Annotated in this window: 12 protein-coding genes and 1 pseudogene; 6 read left to right on the top strand and 7 right to left on the bottom strand. The window is 64.1% G+C overall.

Annotation, left to right across the window (positions count from 1 at the left end; translation table 11 throughout):
• Positions 1–44: 44 nt before the first annotated feature.
• Positions 45–1,256 carry a hypothetical protein gene (locus tag ABIE52_RS31845; RefSeq protein WP_192712346.1) on the bottom strand — a complete coding sequence of 404 codons (1,212 nt, stop codon included), beginning with the start codon at positions 1,254–1,256 and terminating at the stop codon, positions 45–47.
• 104 nt (positions 1,257–1,360) lie between these two features.
• On the opposite strand from ABIE52_RS31845, the gene ABIE52_RS31840 reads away from it, so the two are divergent.
• On the top strand, positions 1,361–2,707 hold the full coding sequence (locus ABIE52_RS31840) for a DUF5691 domain-containing protein (protein WP_007736181.1): 1,347 nt from the start codon (positions 1,361–1,363) through the stop codon (positions 2,705–2,707).
• 58 nt (positions 2,708–2,765) lie between these two features.
• On the opposite strand, the pseudogene ABIE52_RS31835 reads toward ABIE52_RS31840, so the two are convergent.
• The 5 genes and pseudogenes from ABIE52_RS31835 to ABIE52_RS31815 all read right to left on the bottom strand — a co-directional run bounded on the left by ABIE52_RS31835 (position 2,766) and on the right by ABIE52_RS31815 (position 9,016).
• Positions 2,766–3,897, bottom strand: a pseudogene (locus tag ABIE52_RS31835) (acyl-CoA dehydrogenase family protein).
• 8 nt (positions 3,898–3,905) lie between these two features.
• The gene (locus ABIE52_RS31830; RefSeq protein WP_007736177.1) at positions 3,906–5,081 is read right to left on the bottom strand and encodes an acyl-CoA dehydrogenase family protein; all 1,176 of its coding nucleotides are present in this window, start codon (positions 5,079–5,081) and stop codon (positions 3,906–3,908) included.
• A gap of 107 nt (positions 5,082–5,188) precedes the next feature.
• Complete coding sequence (locus ABIE52_RS31825) at positions 5,189–5,635, bottom strand: hypothetical protein (protein WP_007736175.1); 447 nt, start codon at positions 5,633–5,635, stop codon at positions 5,189–5,191.
• Between the two features lie 68 nt (positions 5,636–5,703).
• Positions 5,704–8,238, bottom strand: coding sequence for an ABC transporter permease (locus ABIE52_RS31820; protein WP_019749299.1), 2,535 nt, complete (start codon positions 8,236–8,238; stop codon positions 5,704–5,706).
• 4 nt (positions 8,239–8,242) lie between these two features.
• Positions 8,243–9,016 carry an ABC transporter ATP-binding protein gene (locus ABIE52_RS31815; protein ID WP_003945134.1) on the bottom strand — a complete coding sequence of 258 codons (774 nt, stop codon included), beginning with the start codon at positions 9,014–9,016 and terminating at the stop codon, positions 8,243–8,245.
• A gap of 262 nt (positions 9,017–9,278) precedes the next feature.
• Between ABIE52_RS31815 and ABIE52_RS31810 the strand changes: the two genes are divergently transcribed.
• The 4 genes from ABIE52_RS31810 (at position 9,279) to ABIE52_RS31795 (ending at position 13,918) form a co-directional block, all read left to right on the top strand.
• Positions 9,279–10,841 (top strand): long-chain-fatty-acid--CoA ligase, encoded by a 1,563-nt coding sequence (locus tag ABIE52_RS31810; RefSeq protein ID WP_064444041.1) that lies wholly within the window; start codon positions 9,279–9,281, stop codon positions 10,839–10,841.
• 22 nt (positions 10,842–10,863) lie between these two features.
• On the top strand, positions 10,864–11,274 hold the full coding sequence (locus ABIE52_RS31805) for a YchJ family protein (protein WP_007736170.1): 411 nt from the start codon (positions 10,864–10,866) through the stop codon (positions 11,272–11,274).
• A 56-nt stretch (positions 11,275–11,330) separates the two neighbouring features.
• On the top strand, positions 11,331–11,927 hold the full coding sequence (locus ABIE52_RS31800) for an AMIN-like domain-containing (lipo)protein (RefSeq protein ID WP_007736169.1): 597 nt from the start codon (positions 11,331–11,333) through the stop codon (positions 11,925–11,927).
• Positions 11,928–12,019: 92 nt separating this feature from the next.
• A complete protein-coding gene (locus tag ABIE52_RS31795) occupies positions 12,020–13,918 on the top strand; it encodes an ABC transporter ATP-binding protein (protein ID WP_064444252.1) in 1,899 nt (632 codons plus the stop codon).
• 101 nt (positions 13,919–14,019) lie between these two features.
• Here the strand turns inward: ABIE52_RS31795 and ABIE52_RS31790 are convergent, their stop codons facing one another.
• Entirely contained in the window at positions 14,020–15,795 is a 1,776-nt protein-coding gene (locus tag ABIE52_RS31790; protein WP_003945121.1) for a DEAD/DEAH box helicase, read from the bottom strand.
• A 102-nt stretch (positions 15,796–15,897) separates the two neighbouring features.
• On the opposite strand from ABIE52_RS31790, the gene ABIE52_RS31785 reads away from it, so the two are divergent.
• Positions 15,898–16,725: a carbon-nitrogen hydrolase family protein gene (locus ABIE52_RS31785; protein ID WP_064444040.1), complete on the top strand. Its 828-nt coding sequence runs from the start codon at positions 15,898–15,900 to the stop codon at positions 16,723–16,725.
• Positions 16,726–16,733: the final 8 nt, after the last annotated feature.

The following is a 16,733-nucleotide window of genomic DNA, read 5'->3' as shown; positions in this document are numbered from 1 at the left end:
GGCCGGTCAGTACCCCCGACCTTACAGCTCCGGCGACGGCCTGACTACGGCGCCCGACGCTCGTTCCCAGAGGTCAGCAGTGCAATGTCCCCGTAAAGCGCCGCCCGGTGAGCGAACATCAGCTCTTCCACACCGTCGAATTGATCCCCGACGTAGTGCGTGTTTGCAGCCGAAAGTTCACGTGATCCCGAGCGCGCAAGTAGGTCGTCGATCCGGCTGTCGAGGCTCGCTGCATGCGCAACCGCGCGCTGCGAACTCAACTGATCCTCGGCCCGTGCGACCAGGTCACCGATCCGCGCGAGGGCCGCGACGCGCTCGACCAGCTGGTCCCAGACCGCGCCGAGCGCTTCCCTGCGCGAAGCGATTCCGGCTCGGGTTCCCTCGTCGCGTGCCAGTGCAGCCGCGTCGTCCAACTCCGCAAGAATCGAACGCAGCGCGACGGTGTCGACCGCGATCTGGGTGATCTCGTCGGCCAGGTCGAGTTGGTTGCGTTGAATGACGAAGTGGTCGGAATGCCACGCGCTGCAGCTTTCGATCCGGTCGAACAGATTCCCGGCGAGGTAAAGCAAGGCGTCGTACTCACCGGCGCGTCCCTCGGGTTCTGAATCGACCAGTCCGTCGAGGACTTCCGCGATGCGCCTTCCGGCATCGGCGATGACACCGGTTCCCTGGACCTTCCCGAACTGGGCGGCGAGTTTGTCGAGTGCTGCGTTTCCACTGCTGGCCACGACACCGAGCCCCACCGGCAGCTTGGCTGGAACCGGTGTACGGGTGAGCCCGGCAAAGAGAGCCTCGCGTTGCTCGACGTCGAGATGCAGGCCGTCGCGCCGGTCCTTGCGGATGGCACGGACGCTGCTCGCGAAGTGACGATTGGAATGCACGATCGCCGACCGCATCGACTGAACGCGCTTCTCGAGCGCCTGCACCCGTCGTTCGAGGACAACCTGAACAGGGCCGATGCGAGTCGCGAGCAGTCGACGTCTGGTGCGGGCCAGCTCGTCGGTGAGATACCGCAACTCCGAGAAGCCGCCGATCTCCGGGAACGAACGTCCGACACTGCGCCGGTTCGCCAGGATCGACCGCGTCGACTCGTCCGCATAGCCGCCGGCGATCAGCAGCGCGACATCATCGGACAACTCCGGCCGGTTCGACTCGACTGTCCCCGCCGCACACCACTCCCTCACTCGGGTGGAGATGAGCGTTCGCCGTTCGGTCACCGACGCCACGACAAAGACGTCATCAGTTCCGTCTGCCATCTCACGCCTCCTTGTGGTCGCCGGTTACCACTGTTCCAGAATCTGCCGACACGCGCCCGACCCCTGCGACCCAGCTCGACGCACCCCTGCCATACCGTAGGCGGGTGACCTCCCTGCGATCAGACGCGCACGCAGGTCACTCGCGCGCATCGAAGACTGATCCAGCAGTTCAACCGCTGCTTCCCGACCTCGCGATCGAACAACTTCAGTCCTTGTTGCAGGTTCGTTCCTGGACTCTCGCGGAATGGTTCGCGATGGCCGACCAACGCGGATTCCTCGCGCCCGCGGCCAGTGTCCCGCTCTTCATGGAAGCCGCGCTGAAGTATCCCGAGCACCGCGAGGCGCTACTTCGCCTCGCCGGTCGACGCGGGCAGTACCTGGCGGAGCAGAACCCGGATTGGGCCCAGCTACGACGAATCGGATCACGCCGGGACGAGCTGTGGCTTTCGCCCGATCGGGACGACCGTACGGCCTGGTTCGATTACATACGTACGGTCGACCCGGAACTGGCGAGCGAAGAGCTCGAGATCGCTTGGGACGACGAGGCCACGGCAAGCCGGCTGCACTTCCTCGACCATCTCGACGTCGGGCTGGGTGAACACGACTACGCGCTCCTCGAGCGTGCACTCGACGATCCAGCCGTGCGGGTCCGTGAGCGTGCAATTCAACTACTACGGCAACTCCCCCGATCTCCGTTTGCCTCTCGAATGGTCACTCGGGCTCGGTCCTGGGTGCGGCTCGAGACGAAGCCCTTGCGGCCGCGCCTTGCCGTCCGATTGCCCGGCTCGCTCGACGACCTCGCATTTCGTGACGGCATCGAAGACGTCCACTACAAGAACAAGGGCATCCGGCGCTGGTGGTTACGGCAAGTCGTGACCGCCACTCCGCTGACGCTGTGGGAATCTATGGCCGGTTCGCCACGCGAGGCCCTCACCATCCCCATCGAGAAGCAATGGCGCGCGGTGATGATCGAATCATGGATTGCCGCAACCGTTCTCCAGAAGAACACCGCGTGGGCGTCGGCATTTCTGGAGCGGGACGGGCGCACGACCGACCGGAGAATCGTCGCCATCGCGGACCCACGCGAGCGCGTCGAGTACATCGTTGCCGGCCACGCGGACGAGTACCTTCTGGGCGTCGACGGCAGCGCACTACTCGACGGCATCGACCGCCCATGGCCCCTGGCCGTCGCCGAAAAGTTGTTGAATGCCTTGGAGAACGAAGCGATGGAGCATGCTGCGACGGGTGAGGACTTGGGCATCCACTCGCGTCACAGTCACTTTTCCACCCTGCGAAGCGTGCAGGCGCGCTTCCCTTTCGACGCCGTACCGCTTCTGCAGGACGCGGCGGCACGAACGAGCGACCCCGGGTGGCAACAAGCGTTCACCGACAGCGCCGTCAACATCGAGCAGCGCCGACTCCGCTTGGACGTCCTGCGCAATCACCGCTGAACGACGAAGGGGCCGCATCCTTGGAACGGAATGCGGCCCCTTCGTCGTTCGTGAAAGATCAGACCACGCTGACCATCTCGTGATCAGCCACACCGGCGGCCAACACCCGAAGGTGATCTTCGGTGCTGCCGAGGGTGTGCTCGATGGCGACGAGACGGCTCACGTAGTGCCCCACCGGGTACTCGGCGGTCATACCGATACCACCATGCATCTGGATCGCCTCCTGGCCGATGAGCCGAGCCGAACGCCCGATTTGCAACTTCACCCGCGAAGCGATCACTGGATCGACGACGCCGTCGGCAAGGGACATCGTTGCGTACAGACTCATGCTGCGTGCCAACTCGAGCGAGACGTACAGGTCGGCGGCGCGGTGTGTCAGTGTCTGGAACTTTGCGAGGGGAACCCCGAATTGCTTACGCGGTCTTGAGGTATTCGGTGGTCAGGCGTAGCGCCTCTTCCATCGCTCCGACAGCCTCGGCGCACAGCGCGGCCTGCTCACGGATCTGCGCGGCCTGGATCAGAGCAGTAGCGTCACCGCCCTCACCGAGTGCTTCGGCCGGCGTATCGGTGAACTCGATCTGCGCCCCGCGCAACCCGTCGTGAGTGGCGTAGGACTTGCGTACCAAACCGGAGGCATCGCTCTTGACGAGGAACAGTCCGACGCCACCGCTGGGGAGCGCAGCGCTCACGACCAAGATGTCCGCCGTCGCGCCGTGGCCGACGGGATTCTTGATACCGGTGATGGTCCAGCCGCCGTCGACCTGGGCCGCCGCGGTGGCCCGTTCGGTTGCCGGCCAACGGATTCCGGGTTCCTGGTCGGCGAACGCGAGGAACGTGGTGCCCTCGGCCACTCCGGGAAGAATCGACGAGCGCTGCTCTGCGCTGCCCCCTTCGGAGATGAGCCCGCCCGGCGTCACGACCGCGTCGAGTAGCGGCTCGGGTGCCAAGCGTCGACCGATCTCGGTCATGACCGCGCCGATTTCCACTGGGCCGGCGTCCATGCCGCCGTCGTCCTCCGAGAATGTCAGGCCGAGCAAGCCGACCTCGGCCAACTGCTTCCAGACCTGCGGGCTCCACCCGGGATCGGAGTCGATGATCGCGTTGCGCTTCTCGGCGTCGTAGCTACGCGCGAGGAGATCCTTGGTGGTGTCGCGGAGAAGTTTTTGTTCGTCGTTGAGTTCGAAGTCCATGCCACGCCTCACAATCCGAGGATCGAGGAGGCGATGATGCTGCGCTGCACTTCGCTCGATCCGCTGTAGATGGATACCTTGCGGTAGTTCAGGTACGTCGGGGCAGTGTGCTGCGCCCAGCTCGCGGAGGCGATGTCGCTGCCCGCGTCGTACGGCAGTGAATCAGGGCCGGCCACGTCCATCAGCAGTTCGACGCTCGCCTGCTGCAATTCGGAGCCACGAAGCTTTAGCAGCGACGACGCCGGGTTCGGCTGGCCGTCAGCGGAACTGGCTACCACCCGGAGCTGAGTGAGCTCGAGGGCAAGCAATTCGTTTTCGAGTTCGGCGAGGCGAGCAGCGAAGAGCGGATCTTCGAGCAGTGTTCCGTTGCCGACCTTGACCTCGGCAGCGCGGGCCTTGGCCTGGGCCAGACGAACCTTCGAGAAACCGACGCGGGTGACACCGGTTCGCTCGTTGCCGAGCAGGAACTTGGCGTAGCCCCAGCCCTGGTTCTCTTCACCTACCAGGTTCTCTCCCGGAACGCGGACGTCCTCGAAGAACACTTCGTTGACCTCGTAGCCGCCGTCGATCAGCTTGATCGGGCGGACCGTGACGCCAGGCGTCTTCAGATCGACAAGGATGAACGAGATGCCGGCCTGACGCTTGGGCGCATCGGGATTGGTGCGCACCAGGCAGAAGATCCAGTCGGCGTACTGTCCCAGCGTCGTCCAGGTCTTCTGACCATTGATGACCCAGTCGTCGCCGTCGCGGACCGCACGGGTCTTGAGCGAAGCGAGATCGGAACCGGCCTCGGGTTCGGAGAATCCCTGGCACCACCAGATGTCGAGGTTCGCAGTCGCCGGAAGGAACTTCTCCTTCTGCTCCTGCGAGCCGAAGGCCGCGATGACCGGACCGACCATGTTGGCGTTGAACGCCAAAGGTTCGGGAACCGACGCAAGCTGCAGTTCGTCGAGCCAGATGTTGTGCTGGACCGGGGTCCAGTCCTTGCCGCCCCACTCGACCGGCCAGTGCGGTACCGCCAGACCGTGAGCGTTGAGGATCTGCTGCGCCTCGACCATACGGTCGCGCCCCAACTCCTCGCCGTGGGCGTACGCCTCCCTGATGTCCGCGGGGATTTGCGTACGGAAGAACGTCCGCATCTCGTCGCGGAACGCTAGTTCCTCGTCGGTCAATGCCAGGTTCATCGGGATTCCTTCGCACTCGAAACCGGATTCATGTTCGGTTCGACCGTACCCCGACAGCTATGGAGGCGGAACAGGTACCGCAAAAGACGGCACTCAGGGCCGACCCCCTACACGGTTTTCAGGACCAACAGGTAACCCCCGCCCGCGGCGTCGATACTTGTTTCGACATTCAACGCGGGAGCCAGACGCGACAACCGATCGATCAACCAATCCGACGCTTCCTGGGCGTCGTCCTTGCCGGGGCAGCGAGCGACGGCGACGCGGCCACCCTTTCGCTCGAGCTGCTCCACGACCCCGATGATCGGAGCGGGATCCACGACGAACAGCCGATCCGGCCATTCCACAACAGGTTTGACCGCACCCTTCTTGGTGTTGCATGCGCGGTGCGCCAAGCGTTCGACGCCGCCTTTGGTCTTGCCACCCTTTTTTGCGGTGTTGATGCTGTCGATACTCGGGCCGCGCGGATCATTGACGGACATGTCGGGATCGACCGGTTCGTCACACAGCCAGCAGCGCCAGGATTCACGTTCGCCGACTTCTTGAAGGGTGCTCATGTGGCAACGGTACCGTGCGCACTTTCGGCTGTTACCGCTACCAAAAGTGCGCACGGGGGCCGAAGGCCCTACATGTCTGCAATCGCCTCGAGCGGCTTCGTCTTGGCCGCTCGGTTGGCCGGCCACAGCGCCGCCAAGACACCCACCACACCCGAGCCGATCAGCATTCCGACCACCTGACCCCACGGGATCGTGATCTTGTCGAGGCCCTGATCCGCGAGAGTGCTCACGAAGGCCCAACCGAACGCGATGCCGAGAACAACTCCGACCGCCGCGCCGTACACCGCGATGAGGACCGACTCGAGGTAGATCGTGCGTCGCATCTGTCCTCGCTGCATGCCGACAGCTCGCAGCATTCCGATTTCTCGTCGCCGCTCGACCACCGAGAGTGCCAGGGTGTTGATGATGCCCAGGATTGCGATCACGACCGCGAGTGCAAGCAGTCCGTAGAGGATCGCCAACAACGTGTTGATCTGCTGGCCCTGAGTTCCCTTGAACTCCTCACGATCCTGCACCTGGACGACGACGTACTTCTCCGTGGCCGTTTCGAGCTCGGATCGCAGCGTTGTCAGATCCGCGCCAGGCTTCGCCTTCACCAGCACCACGAAGTCCGGCAGACTCTCGGCCGGCATCAGCTTCCTGTACGCCTCGTCCGAGACGATCCACGAGCCGATCAGCTGGTTGTCCTCGAACACTCCCGCGACAACGGTCTGGTACTCGACGCCGCCAGGACCGGTCAACGTCTGGGTCGAGCCGACAGTCCAGCCCTTGTCATCCGCAGTCGACTTCGAGACGAGCATGTTGTTGCCGGTCAGATCGACCGTGCCCTCGAGGATCTTGTACTCGAGCACGCCTTCGATCGGGCCGTCGAACGAAGCGCCCTGCTCGTCCTCACCGTCGACCTTCGCACGCACTCCGTGCAACGACGTCGCGCTCTGCACGTCGGGCACCTGTCGGACCGCGTCGGCCGCACCTCGCGGCACGCCGATCGCGTTGGGACCGGTCAGGATGTAGTCGGCCGAAACACCCACGTCGACAAGAGCATTGATGCTCGCCTTGGCCGAGGAACCGAACACTCCGATGACCGTCACCAGCATCAGACCGAGAGTCAACGCGAATGCCGTTGCGGCCGTGCGACGGGGATTGCGCACCGCATTGGTACGAGCCAATCGCCCGATGGCACCGAACGGCTTGGCGAACACGGCACCGAGCGCGCCGACGATCGGCCGCGACAGCGCGGGAGCCCCGAGAAGCACCGCGATGATCAACGAGAACGCACCGAGGCCGACGATCAGCGCCGCGCCGCCGCCGGTACCGCGAGAGCCGAACACGAGCAGTGCCACACCGATCACGCCGAGAATCGCACCGATCAACGTCCGCACTCGCAGTGAGTCGCCGGTGGAGGCGAACTCCTCACGCATGGCCGCCACCGGCGGGATCTTCGACGCACGACGAGCCGGGGCGTAAGCGCTGAGCGTCGTGACGACGACGCCGACCACCAACGCGACGATGATCGTGCGGGCGCCCACCTGGAGCGGGCCTTCCGGCAGACCGACGTCGAATGTGTTGAGCAGACTGCGCAATCCGTAGGCGAGACCGATACCGCCGAGCAGACCGATGATGCTGCCGATGAGTCCGACCACGAGCGCCTCGGTGACCACCGAACGGCCGACCTGCGCTCGGCTCGCACCGATCGCACGCAGCAGCGCCAGCTCACGAAGACGCTGCGCCACGATCATCGAGAAGGTGTTGTAGATGATGAACGTTCCGACGAGCAGAGCAATCGCGCCGAACGCCAACAGGAAGTAGTTGATGAAGCTCAGCGCCGAGTCGACCTCGGCCTTGGTCTCCTCACGAACCTGGTCGCCGGTCTGCACCTTGAGATCGGGGAAAACCTGCTCGACGCGTTGCTGCAGTTCCGTCTGCGACACCCCGTCGCCCGCGACGTCGATGTACTCGACGTGTTGGCCGTCGGTGAAGAGTCCACGGGCCTGCTCGTCGGTGAAGAGCGCGCCGATGAACCCGCCGGTGTCACTGCCCGCCCCCTCGTAGATGCCGGACAACGTCACGTCCACGATTCCGCGGGCCGGTGCCAGAACCTTGGCGGAGTCCCCCACCTTCAGTCCGGCTCGCTCGGCGGCGCTGGTGTTCAGCGCGACCTGACCGGTCTGCGTCGGAGGCGCGCCCTCGACGAAGGTGTCGGGTTCGGCAATCGCCTGGCCCGGCGGTAGGTAGGACTGACCGATACTCGGCGCGCCGCCGGTCTGAACAGCGCCGCCGTCTGCGTTGATCAGGACGATCTGTCCACTGACGGCCGGGGCTACCGCTCGGACGCCGTCGACTGCGGCAAGTTTGTCGACATCCTCGACCGGAACGCCACTGGTGTTGCGCTCTTCCATCGATACCCGGACGTCGACGCCCTGGGCGGTGTTCTCGAAGATCGAATCGAAAGTCTTCTGGAGGGTGTCGGTGAAAACGAACGACCCCGCGACAAAAGCCGTGCCAAGCACCACGGAGAGAACCGTCAGCGCAAGTCGCACCTTGTGTGCCGCCAAGTTGCGCAGGGAAACCTTGCGCATCGGCGAGTTGCTTACCGAAGCCATGTGCTCAAGCCCCGGCTTCCACGTTCACGACCGCCTGCGGAGCGTCCAGACGCTTCATCCGGTCGAGGACCGAATCCGCCGTAGGCTCGCGCAATTCGTCGACGATCTTGCCGTCCGCGAGGAACACCACCCGGTCGGCATACGCCGCTGCCCGCGGATCGTGCGTCACGATCACCACGGTCTGGTTGAACTCGTCGACGGCCGCCCGCAGGATCGAGAGCACCTCACCGGAGGACTTCGAATCGAGGTTTCCGGTCGGCTCGTCGCCGAAGATGATCTCCGGCTGACCCGCCAGCGCACGCGCACACGCCACACGCTGCTGCTGACCACCCGAGAGCTCTCCCGGCCGATGATCGAGGCGATCCCCGAGACCCAGCTTGGTCAGGACGCTGTTCAGCCAGGTCGGGTCCGCCTTGCGTCCCGCGATGTCGAGCGGCAACGTGATGTTCTCGAGCGCCGTCAGCGTCGGCACCAGGTTGAACGCCTGGAAAACGAAACCGATGCGATCGCGTCGTAATTGGGTCATCTGTTTGTCGGAAAGCGTCGTGAGTTCCGTGTCACCGATGAGAACAGAACCCGAACTGGCGGAATCCAGACCGGCGAGGCAATGCATCAGCGTCGACTTACCGGAACCGGACGGCCCCATGATCGCCGTGAACTCACCGCGGGCGAAATCTGCGGACACCGAACTGAGGGCGTGCACCTGGGTATCTCCGGTGCCGTAGGTCTTGGACAGGCCGACTGCGCGGGCCGCGACATCCTGGGCGTGCGAACTCATGATCGCCTTTCCTGTTCACTTCGGTGCTACTTTGCGGGCGTGACGGGCGCCCGTGAAAACACGGACGCCCGCAATGGTTGGTTCCATCCTGTCGGGTGGCGGGCGCGCCCGCCATCGGGGACCACCCTGATATCTGCGGCCGAGCCGGTCAGGGTGGGGGGAATGCGACCCCTCCTGCTTGTGCGCATTGACTGGAAACAGCGATACGAAGACCGGGCGCACATTAACCTTGTGACACCAATCACACGAGAGAGGCGGCCGAATGTCCGACGCCACCGCTGGAATCATTTTCGATCGGCTAGAGCACTGGGCGACGGTCAAGCCTGATCAAGCAGCGATGACCTTCCAAGGGACCGAATTCACGTGGGCTCAGTGGCGGGACCGCATCTTGTGTATCGCCGCCGCCCTCGCCGAATCAGGCATCGGTGCCGGCGACACTGTCGCGTTCGTCGACAAGAATCATCTGTCCTGTCTCGAAGTCACCTACGCCGCCTCACTACTCGGCGCCGCGAATGTCGTTCCCAACTGGCGACTTTCGAGCGAAGAGCTGGATTACGTCCTCGCGGACTGTGGCGCTCGCATTCTGTTCGTCGGCAGCGAACTACTCCCCCAGGTCGTCGCGATGCGAGACCGCTTGACGGCCGTCGAATCGATCTTCGCCGTCGGCGGTGAACACGACGAATTCGAGCCGTGGATCGACGAGGTCACACCGCTGCACGCCCGCCCCGAGGTGAGCCCCGATGCCACCGCTCTGGTTCTCTACAGTTCCGGGACGACCGGTCGCCCCAAGGGTGTCCAGCTCACGCATCGAAACCTGTTCGCGCACAGCAACAATGTCCTCGAAATCCTGCCGGCCCACGAGGATCACCGATTCTTGATCGCGATGCCGATGTTCCACGTCGGCGGAACGTGCTACGCCATCATGGCAATTCACACCGGTGGCCGCTGTTACTTCACGAGAGAAGCCGACGGACCGTCGATCTTCGCCGGCCTCGCCGCCGGAGCCAACATCGCCTTTCTCGTCCCACCGGTCATTGCCGGAGTCCTGGCCGCAGGCGAGCAGGCGGTCGCCGCCTTCAAAGCATTCAAACGCATCACCTACGGCGCCGCCCCCATGCCGCTCCCACTGTTGCGCGCGGCACTCGCAGCGTGGCCGGACACCGAATTCGTGCAGGTCTACGGCATGACCGAAATGGCAGGCGTCATTACCGCGTTGATGCCGGACGTTCACCGCGACGAGTCGCAGGTCGAGCGCATGGCATCGGCAGGTACGGCGATCCCCGGCGTCGAGATGCGCGTGGTGGACCCCGTCACGCTCGAGGACGTGCCCACCGGAACGACCGGTGAACTGTGGTGGCGATCCGAACAGTGCACACCCGGATACCTGGGTAAGCCCGAGGCGACGGCCGAAACGATTACCGCAGACGGGTGGCTACGTAGCGGCGACATGGGCCGCGCCGACTCCGACGGCTTCGTCTTCATCGAGGACCGCCTCAAGGACATGATCATCACCGGCGGCGAGAACGTCTACTCCCCCGAGATCGAACGAGTACTGGTGGAGCATCCGGCAATCGCCGAGGTCGCGGTCATCGGCGTTCCCGACGACCGTTGGGGTGAAACCGTCAAGGCTGTCGTGGTTCTCACTGCCGAAGCGCAGATCGACGAAGCCGAACTGATCACCTATACACAGGAACGCCTCGCAAAGTTCAAGTGCCCGACCAGTATCGACGTCGTCGAGATTCTTCCCCGCAATCCCACCGGAAAGATCCTCAAACGCGACCTCCGCAAACCGTACTGGGAGAACCGCGAACACAAACTGGTCTGAGTTCGCGTGCTGTAATGGGGCGGTGACTTCGCGCCGCCCCACCACACCCAATCCGACCGATCCGTGCCCGTGCGGCAGCGGCAACGCGTTGGCCGAATGCTGCGGCAAGTACATCAGCGGAGTAGCGCACGCACCGACCGCCGAAACCCTGATGCGTTCGCGTTACACGGCTTTCGCTGTGATGGACGACGAATATCTCACGCAGACTTGGCATCCCGACCATCGTCCAGCCCAACTCGATCTCGACCCCGACCAGAAATGGCTCCGGTTGGAGATCCTGGACACCGAACGGGGCGGGCTGTTCGATTCCGACGGCGTCGTGGAATTTCGCGCTCACTACACATTCGGACGCGAGCGGGGAATGCTCCACGAACGCAGTCGATTTGCGCGAACAGAGGGTAAGTGGCTCTATGTCGACGGCGATATCGGTTAGGTAACTCCGGGCACCGCCGCCGCGGATCCCGATAACGCGAGCCCTACGATCGAGTCATGACAACGAACCGGACGAGATCATTTGCCGCTGTCGCTGCCATCGCAGTGGGCGTGAGCCTGACTGCCTGTTCGCAGGACGCGGAGACCACTCCCACGGCAGCCACCTCGGCCGTCACCTCGACCTCGACCTCGAGTGCAGCAGCGTCGACCACAGAACCAGTCCCGACGGACAGCTCCGACAAGACGTCGGCTGCGGGCACCGAATCCAAGCTCACCGTCGTCGACATCCGAGTGGGCGAGCACGACGGATTCGATCGTGTCGTCTACGAAATGGGCGGAACCGGCACACCCGGTTGGCGCGTCAAGTACGTCGACGCGGCGACGCAGGAAGGCAGCGGTAAGCCCGTGGACATCAAGGGTGCCGCAGTGATCCAGGTCCTGATCGACGGTTCCGCATATCCCTTCGACAGCGGAGTCGAGCAGTACTCCGGCCCCAACCCGGTCCCCGGCGTCGGCGGAGTCGTGACCGAGGTCAACGGGTCCAACGTCTTCGAGGGAGTCACGCAGTCGTTCATCGGCGTGACCGAGAAGCAGCCGTTCACGGTCACGACGCTCAGCGACCCTCCTCGCGTGGTGGTCGACGTGGCCCGCTGAGGCCGCACTTGACCTGAAGTTTGGTTGAGGTTCTACCTTCGTGTCGTACCGGCCACGTAATCTTCGTGGCCGGCGACCGGAGGGGCGAAGTCATGAGTATGGAAGTCACCGCGTGGAACGCGATGTACAACGCGATGCACGCGCAAGAAGATCGGCGCCCGTTCTCGAAGGCGACACTGAAGCGGATCGCGACGTTCGCAGTTCCACAGAAACGCAACCTCAGCTGGTACCTCGTACTGAGTGTCGTCACTGCTGCGCTTGCCGTGGCAACACCTGTCCTGGCCGGGCGCGTGGTCAACGCGATAGTCGGCGGCGACGCCGTCGACGTGGTCGTCAAACTTGCCGCCCTGATCGCACTGGTAGCACTTCTCGAAGCCGCTCTGGGACTGTTGACCCGGTGGCTCTCGGCCAGCATCGGCGAAGACCTGATCCTGCATCTGCGCACCACCGTCTTCGATCACGTCCAGAAGATGCCCATCGCGTTCTTCACCAGAACTCGAACCGGAGCACTGGTCAGCCGTCTCAACAACGACGTCATCGGCGCTCAGCGCGCCTTCAGCGACACCTTGTCCGGAGTGGTCAGCAATCTGGTCACCCTGGTGATCACGCTGATCGTCATGCTCGGGATCTCCTGGCAGATCACCGTCCTCGCGCTGCTACTTCTCCCGATCTTCGTCATCCCCGCACGGCGCATGGGCGCAAAACTTGCAGCACTCAATCGTGAAGCAGCCAACCATAATTCGCTCATGAGCACCCAGATGACGGAGCGGTTCTCCGCTCCCGGCGCGACTCTGGTCAAGCTGTTCGGCCGCCCGTCGCAAGAATCTGCGGAGTTCGCGGTTCGCGCCAGGCGTGTGCGCAACATCGGAGTCCGGACCGCAATGCTGCAGTCCGTCTTCGTCACAGCGCTGACGCTGGTCTCGGCCCTTGCTCTTGCCCTCGTCTACGGACTCGGCGGTTTCTACGCGCTGCGCGGACAGTTGGACGCAGGCGCCGTCGTGGCGATGGCATTGTTGTTGACGCGGCTGTACTCGCCGTTGACCGCACTGGCCAGCGCCCGGGTGGACGTCATGAGCGCCCTGGTCAGCTTCGAGCGGGTATTCGAGATTCTCGATCTGGCGCCGCTCATCACCGAGAAGCCCGATGCACGCACGGTGCCGCAGGGACCGGTGTCCGTCGAGTTCAAGAACGTCACTTTTGCATACCCATCCGCGGACAAGGTGTCTCTCGCGTCCCTGGAGGAAGTCGCGATCCTCGACACCCGCGGCGGCGAGGACGTGTTGCACGACCTGTCGTTCCGCACCGAAGCAGGACAGATGGTCGCCTTGGTCGGCACGTCCGGCGCCGGAAAGTCGACCGTGGCGCAGATGATTCCGCGCCTCTACGACATCGACTCCGGTTCGGTCGAGTTGGGCGGCGTCGACGTCCGAGACCTCAGTACCGATTCCATCCGGGAGACCGTCGGCATGGTCACGCAGGACGGGCACCTGTTCCACGAGAGCCTTCGATCCAACCTGCTCCTTGCGCGACCGGATGCCACCGAAGAGGATCTGCGTGAGGTTCTGGAGCGCGCACGGCTCACCGACCTGGTTGCGTCGCTGCCCGACGGACTGGAGACCGTGGTGGGTGAACGCGGTTACCGCCTCTCGGGCGGCGAGCGTCAACGCCTGACCATCGCACGCCTGCTCCTGGCCCAGCCTCGCGTCGTCATCTTGGACGAGGCCACCGCGCATCTCGACTCGACGTCGGAAGCTGCGGTTCAGGAAGCACTCGGCGAAGCACTCGCCGGGCGGACTGCGGTGGTGATCGCTCACCGATTGTCGACGATCCGTTCCGCGGACCTGATCCTTGTCGTCGAGGCAGGCCAGATCGTCGAGCGCGGCAACCATGAGGAACTGCTCGCGCGCGGCGGCCGCTACGCCGAGTTGTACCGCACGCAGTTCGACACCAACGCCCGGAAGAACGGCGCCCTCGCACCGACGCCGATCTGATACCGCGCAGCGCCTTGCCCCCCACACAGAAAACAGGCGCTGTCCTCCTCGCGGAGGGCAGCGCCTGTTTCAGTCTTCATGACAGTCGTTGAAGCTGTAGGTCAGTCGTTGTAGCGATCGCGTCCGCCACCGCGGCGGTCGTCACGTCCACCACGATCGTCCCGGCCACCACGGTCGCCACGGCCACTCGGACGTCCCTGCGGCGGCCCGAAATCAGGCTGCAGCTGGATCAGGACGCCGGAGATGCGTGTGCGACGCAAAGCTTCGAGAGTCTCGTTGGAGAGGTCTGCCGGCAACTCGACGATGCTGTGATCCGGGCGAATGCTGATGTGCCCGAAGTCGCTTCGACGAAGCCCACCCTCGTTGGCGATGGCACCGACGATGGCACCCGGAACGACGCGGTGACGCTTGCCGACTGCAATGCGGTACGCGGCCAGCTCCTGGCCCTCGGGCCCACGCGAGCGCGGGGCCGGGCCATCGTCGAAACGACGGGGAGGACGTGGTTCACGAGGCTCGCGCTCACGACGCGGCGGTGCCGGCGGCTCGGGAGAAAGCAAGAATGCTTCGCCGTCGCGCGACTGCAACGCCAGAGCGGCAGCGATGTCGATGAGCGGAACGTCGTGTTCCTGGTCGTAGTCCTCGATCATCTTGCGGAACATCGCGAGATTCTCCGAGGCCAGGCTCTCGGTGATGGAGTCACCGAACTTGGCCACGCGCTGGGCGTTGACGTCGTCGACACTGGGAAGCTGCATCTCCGCAAGCGGCTGACGGGTCGCCTTCTCGATGGACTTGAGCAGATGACGCTCACGCGGGGCGACGAACAGCAACGCGTCACCCTGACGACCGGCGCGGCCGGTACGACCGATGCGGTGGACGTACGACTCCGTGTCATGCGGGATGTCGTAGTTGACGACGTGGGAGATTCGATCCACGTCGAGGCCTCGAGCGGCAACGTCGGTCGCGACGAGGATGTCGAGGGCGCCGTTCTTGAGCTGACCGATGGTCCGCTCACGCTGTGCCTGGACGATGTCACCGTTGATCGCGGCAGCCGAGTGCCCGCGGGCCCGCAGCTTCTCCGCCAGGTCTTCGGTGGCCTGCTTGGTACGGACGAAGATGATCATCGCCTCGAATGCCTCGACCTCGAGGACTCGGGTCAGTGCATCGAGCTTGCGCTGATGAGCAACCTGAATGTAGCGCTGCGTGATGTTCGAGGCGGTCGACGTCTTGGACTTGACGGTGATCTCGACCGGATTGTTCAGGTACTGCTTCGAGATCCGGCGAATCGAGCCGGGCATCGTTGCGGAGAACAGGGCGACCTGCTTGTCGCCGGGGGTGTCGCGGAGGATGCGCTCGACGTCCTCCTGGAACCCCATCTTGAGCATCTCGTCGGCCTCGTCGAGAACGAGGTACTTGAGATTGGTCAGATCCAGGGTGCCCTTTTCGAGATGGTCGATGACACGACCCGGGGTACCGACGACGACGTGTGCGCCGCGGCGCAGGCCCGACAGCTGGACGCCGTAGCTCTGGCCACCGTAGATCGGCAGCACGTTGAGTCCGGGGATGTGCGCGGAGTACTTGCCGAATGCCTCGGCAACCTGAAGCGCCAGCTCACGCGTGGGAGCAAGCACCAGCGCCTGGGTCTGCTTGATCGACGTGTCGATCCGCGACAGGACTGGAACTGCGAAGGCTGCGGTCTTGCCGGTACCGGTCTGTGCGAGACCGACGACGTCCTTGCCTTCGAGCAGCGGCGGAATGGTGGCAGCCTGAATGGGCGAGGGCGACTCGTAGCCCACGTCTGACAGTGCCTTCAGTACCCGATCATCGATGTCGAGGTCGGCAAATGTTGGGGGTTCGGGGTCACGCTCAATATCACTCATTTGACCAGCAGTTTAGCGGATAGAGTATAGACACGACGACATACCGGGGGTGCTTTTACGACAGATCCACCCTCCCAGCGGGTTTCGCCTAGCGTAGGAAGCATGACCGAAGCCACCGCAGCCACCCCCTCCCAGACCGTTGTCGCGATTGCCCAATTCGCCCCGGGGACGGACAAGAAAGCCAACCTCGAATCACTGCGATCACTGGCTTCCGATGCAGCAGCACGCGGCGCGAAAGTTGTCGTGGCGCCGGAATACTCGATGTTCACCGCACCGAAGACGGATGAGCGTTTGATCGAGTCCGCGGAGGACCTGGACGGCGAATTCGGTTCGGCGCTGGCGTCGGTCGCCGCGGAGTTCGGAATCTTCCTCGTGGCAGGAATGAACGAGCGGATCGACGACGTGAGCAGAATCTCCAACACCCTCGTCGCGATGGACCCGAACGGCGAACTGGTGGCGACCTACCGGAAACTGCATCTTTACGACGCTTTCGGTTACCAGGAGTCGGCCGTGATCCGCGCGGGCGAGATCACCGAACCGCAGACTTTCGGGTGCGACGGCCTGACCTTCGGCCTCCAGACCTGCTACGACCTGCGCTTCCCGGAAGTCACCCGGCGCATCGTCGACGTCGGCGCAGACATCTTGCTCCTGCCCGCCCAGTGGGTGCCGGGGCCGCTCAAGGAAGACCACTGGACCACTCTCGTGCGCGCCCGGGCCATCGAGAACACGATGTACATCGCAGCGGCAGATCAGAGCGCGCGCGGCGGCGCGGGTGCCAGCATGATCGTCGACCCGATGGGCGTCGTGATGTGTTCACTTGGCGAGCAGGTCGGGGTCGCCACCGCACTCGTTTCGGCTGCTCGCATCACCGAGGTACGCGAGAAGAATCCCGCTCTCGCGCTGCGGAGGTTCACAGTCTCGTCGCGGTGACCTGCAGC

It is taken from the genome of Rhodococcus sp. OAS809, from assembly GCF_040546695.1.
GTDB lineage: Bacteria > Actinomycetota > Actinomycetes > Mycobacteriales > Mycobacteriaceae > Rhodococcus_F > Rhodococcus_F qingshengii.
This window is presented reverse-complemented; position numbering and strand designations above follow the sequence as displayed.

What these genes read in the sequence shown, in the direction of transcription:
- ABIE52_RS31845 (WP_192712346.1), bottom strand. Translation starts at nt 1,256, where the DNA reads ATGGCAGACGGAACTGATGACGTCTTTGTCGTGGCGTCGGTGACCGAA.
- ABIE52_RS31830 (WP_007736177.1), bottom strand. Translation starts at nt 5,081, where the DNA reads ATGAACCTGGCATTGACCGACGAGGAACTAGCGTTCCGCGACGAGATG.
- ABIE52_RS31825 (WP_007736175.1), bottom strand. Translation starts at nt 5,635, where the DNA reads ATGAGCACCCTTCAAGAAGTCGGCGAACGTGAATCCTGGCGCTGCTGG.
- ABIE52_RS31820 (WP_019749299.1), bottom strand. Translation starts at nt 8,238, where the DNA reads ATGGCTTCGGTAAGCAACTCGCCGATGCGCAAGGTTTCCCTGCGCAAC.
- ABIE52_RS31815 (WP_003945134.1), bottom strand. Translation starts at nt 9,016, where the DNA reads ATGAGTTCGCACGCCCAGGATGTCGCGGCCCGCGCAGTCGGCCTGTCC.
- ABIE52_RS31810 (WP_064444041.1), top strand. Translation starts at nt 9,279, where the DNA reads ATGTCCGACGCCACCGCTGGAATCATTTTCGATCGGCTAGAGCACTGG.
- ABIE52_RS31800 (WP_007736169.1), top strand. Translation starts at nt 11,331, where the DNA reads ATGACAACGAACCGGACGAGATCATTTGCCGCTGTCGCTGCCATCGCA.
- ABIE52_RS31795 (WP_064444252.1), top strand. Translation starts at nt 12,020, where the DNA reads ATGAGTATGGAAGTCACCGCGTGGAACGCGATGTACAACGCGATGCAC.
- ABIE52_RS31790 (WP_003945121.1), bottom strand. Translation starts at nt 15,795, where the DNA reads ATGAGTGATATTGAGCGTGACCCCGAACCCCCAACATTTGCCGACCTC.
- ABIE52_RS31785 (WP_064444040.1), top strand. Translation starts at nt 15,898, where the DNA reads ATGACCGAAGCCACCGCAGCCACCCCCTCCCAGACCGTTGTCGCGATT.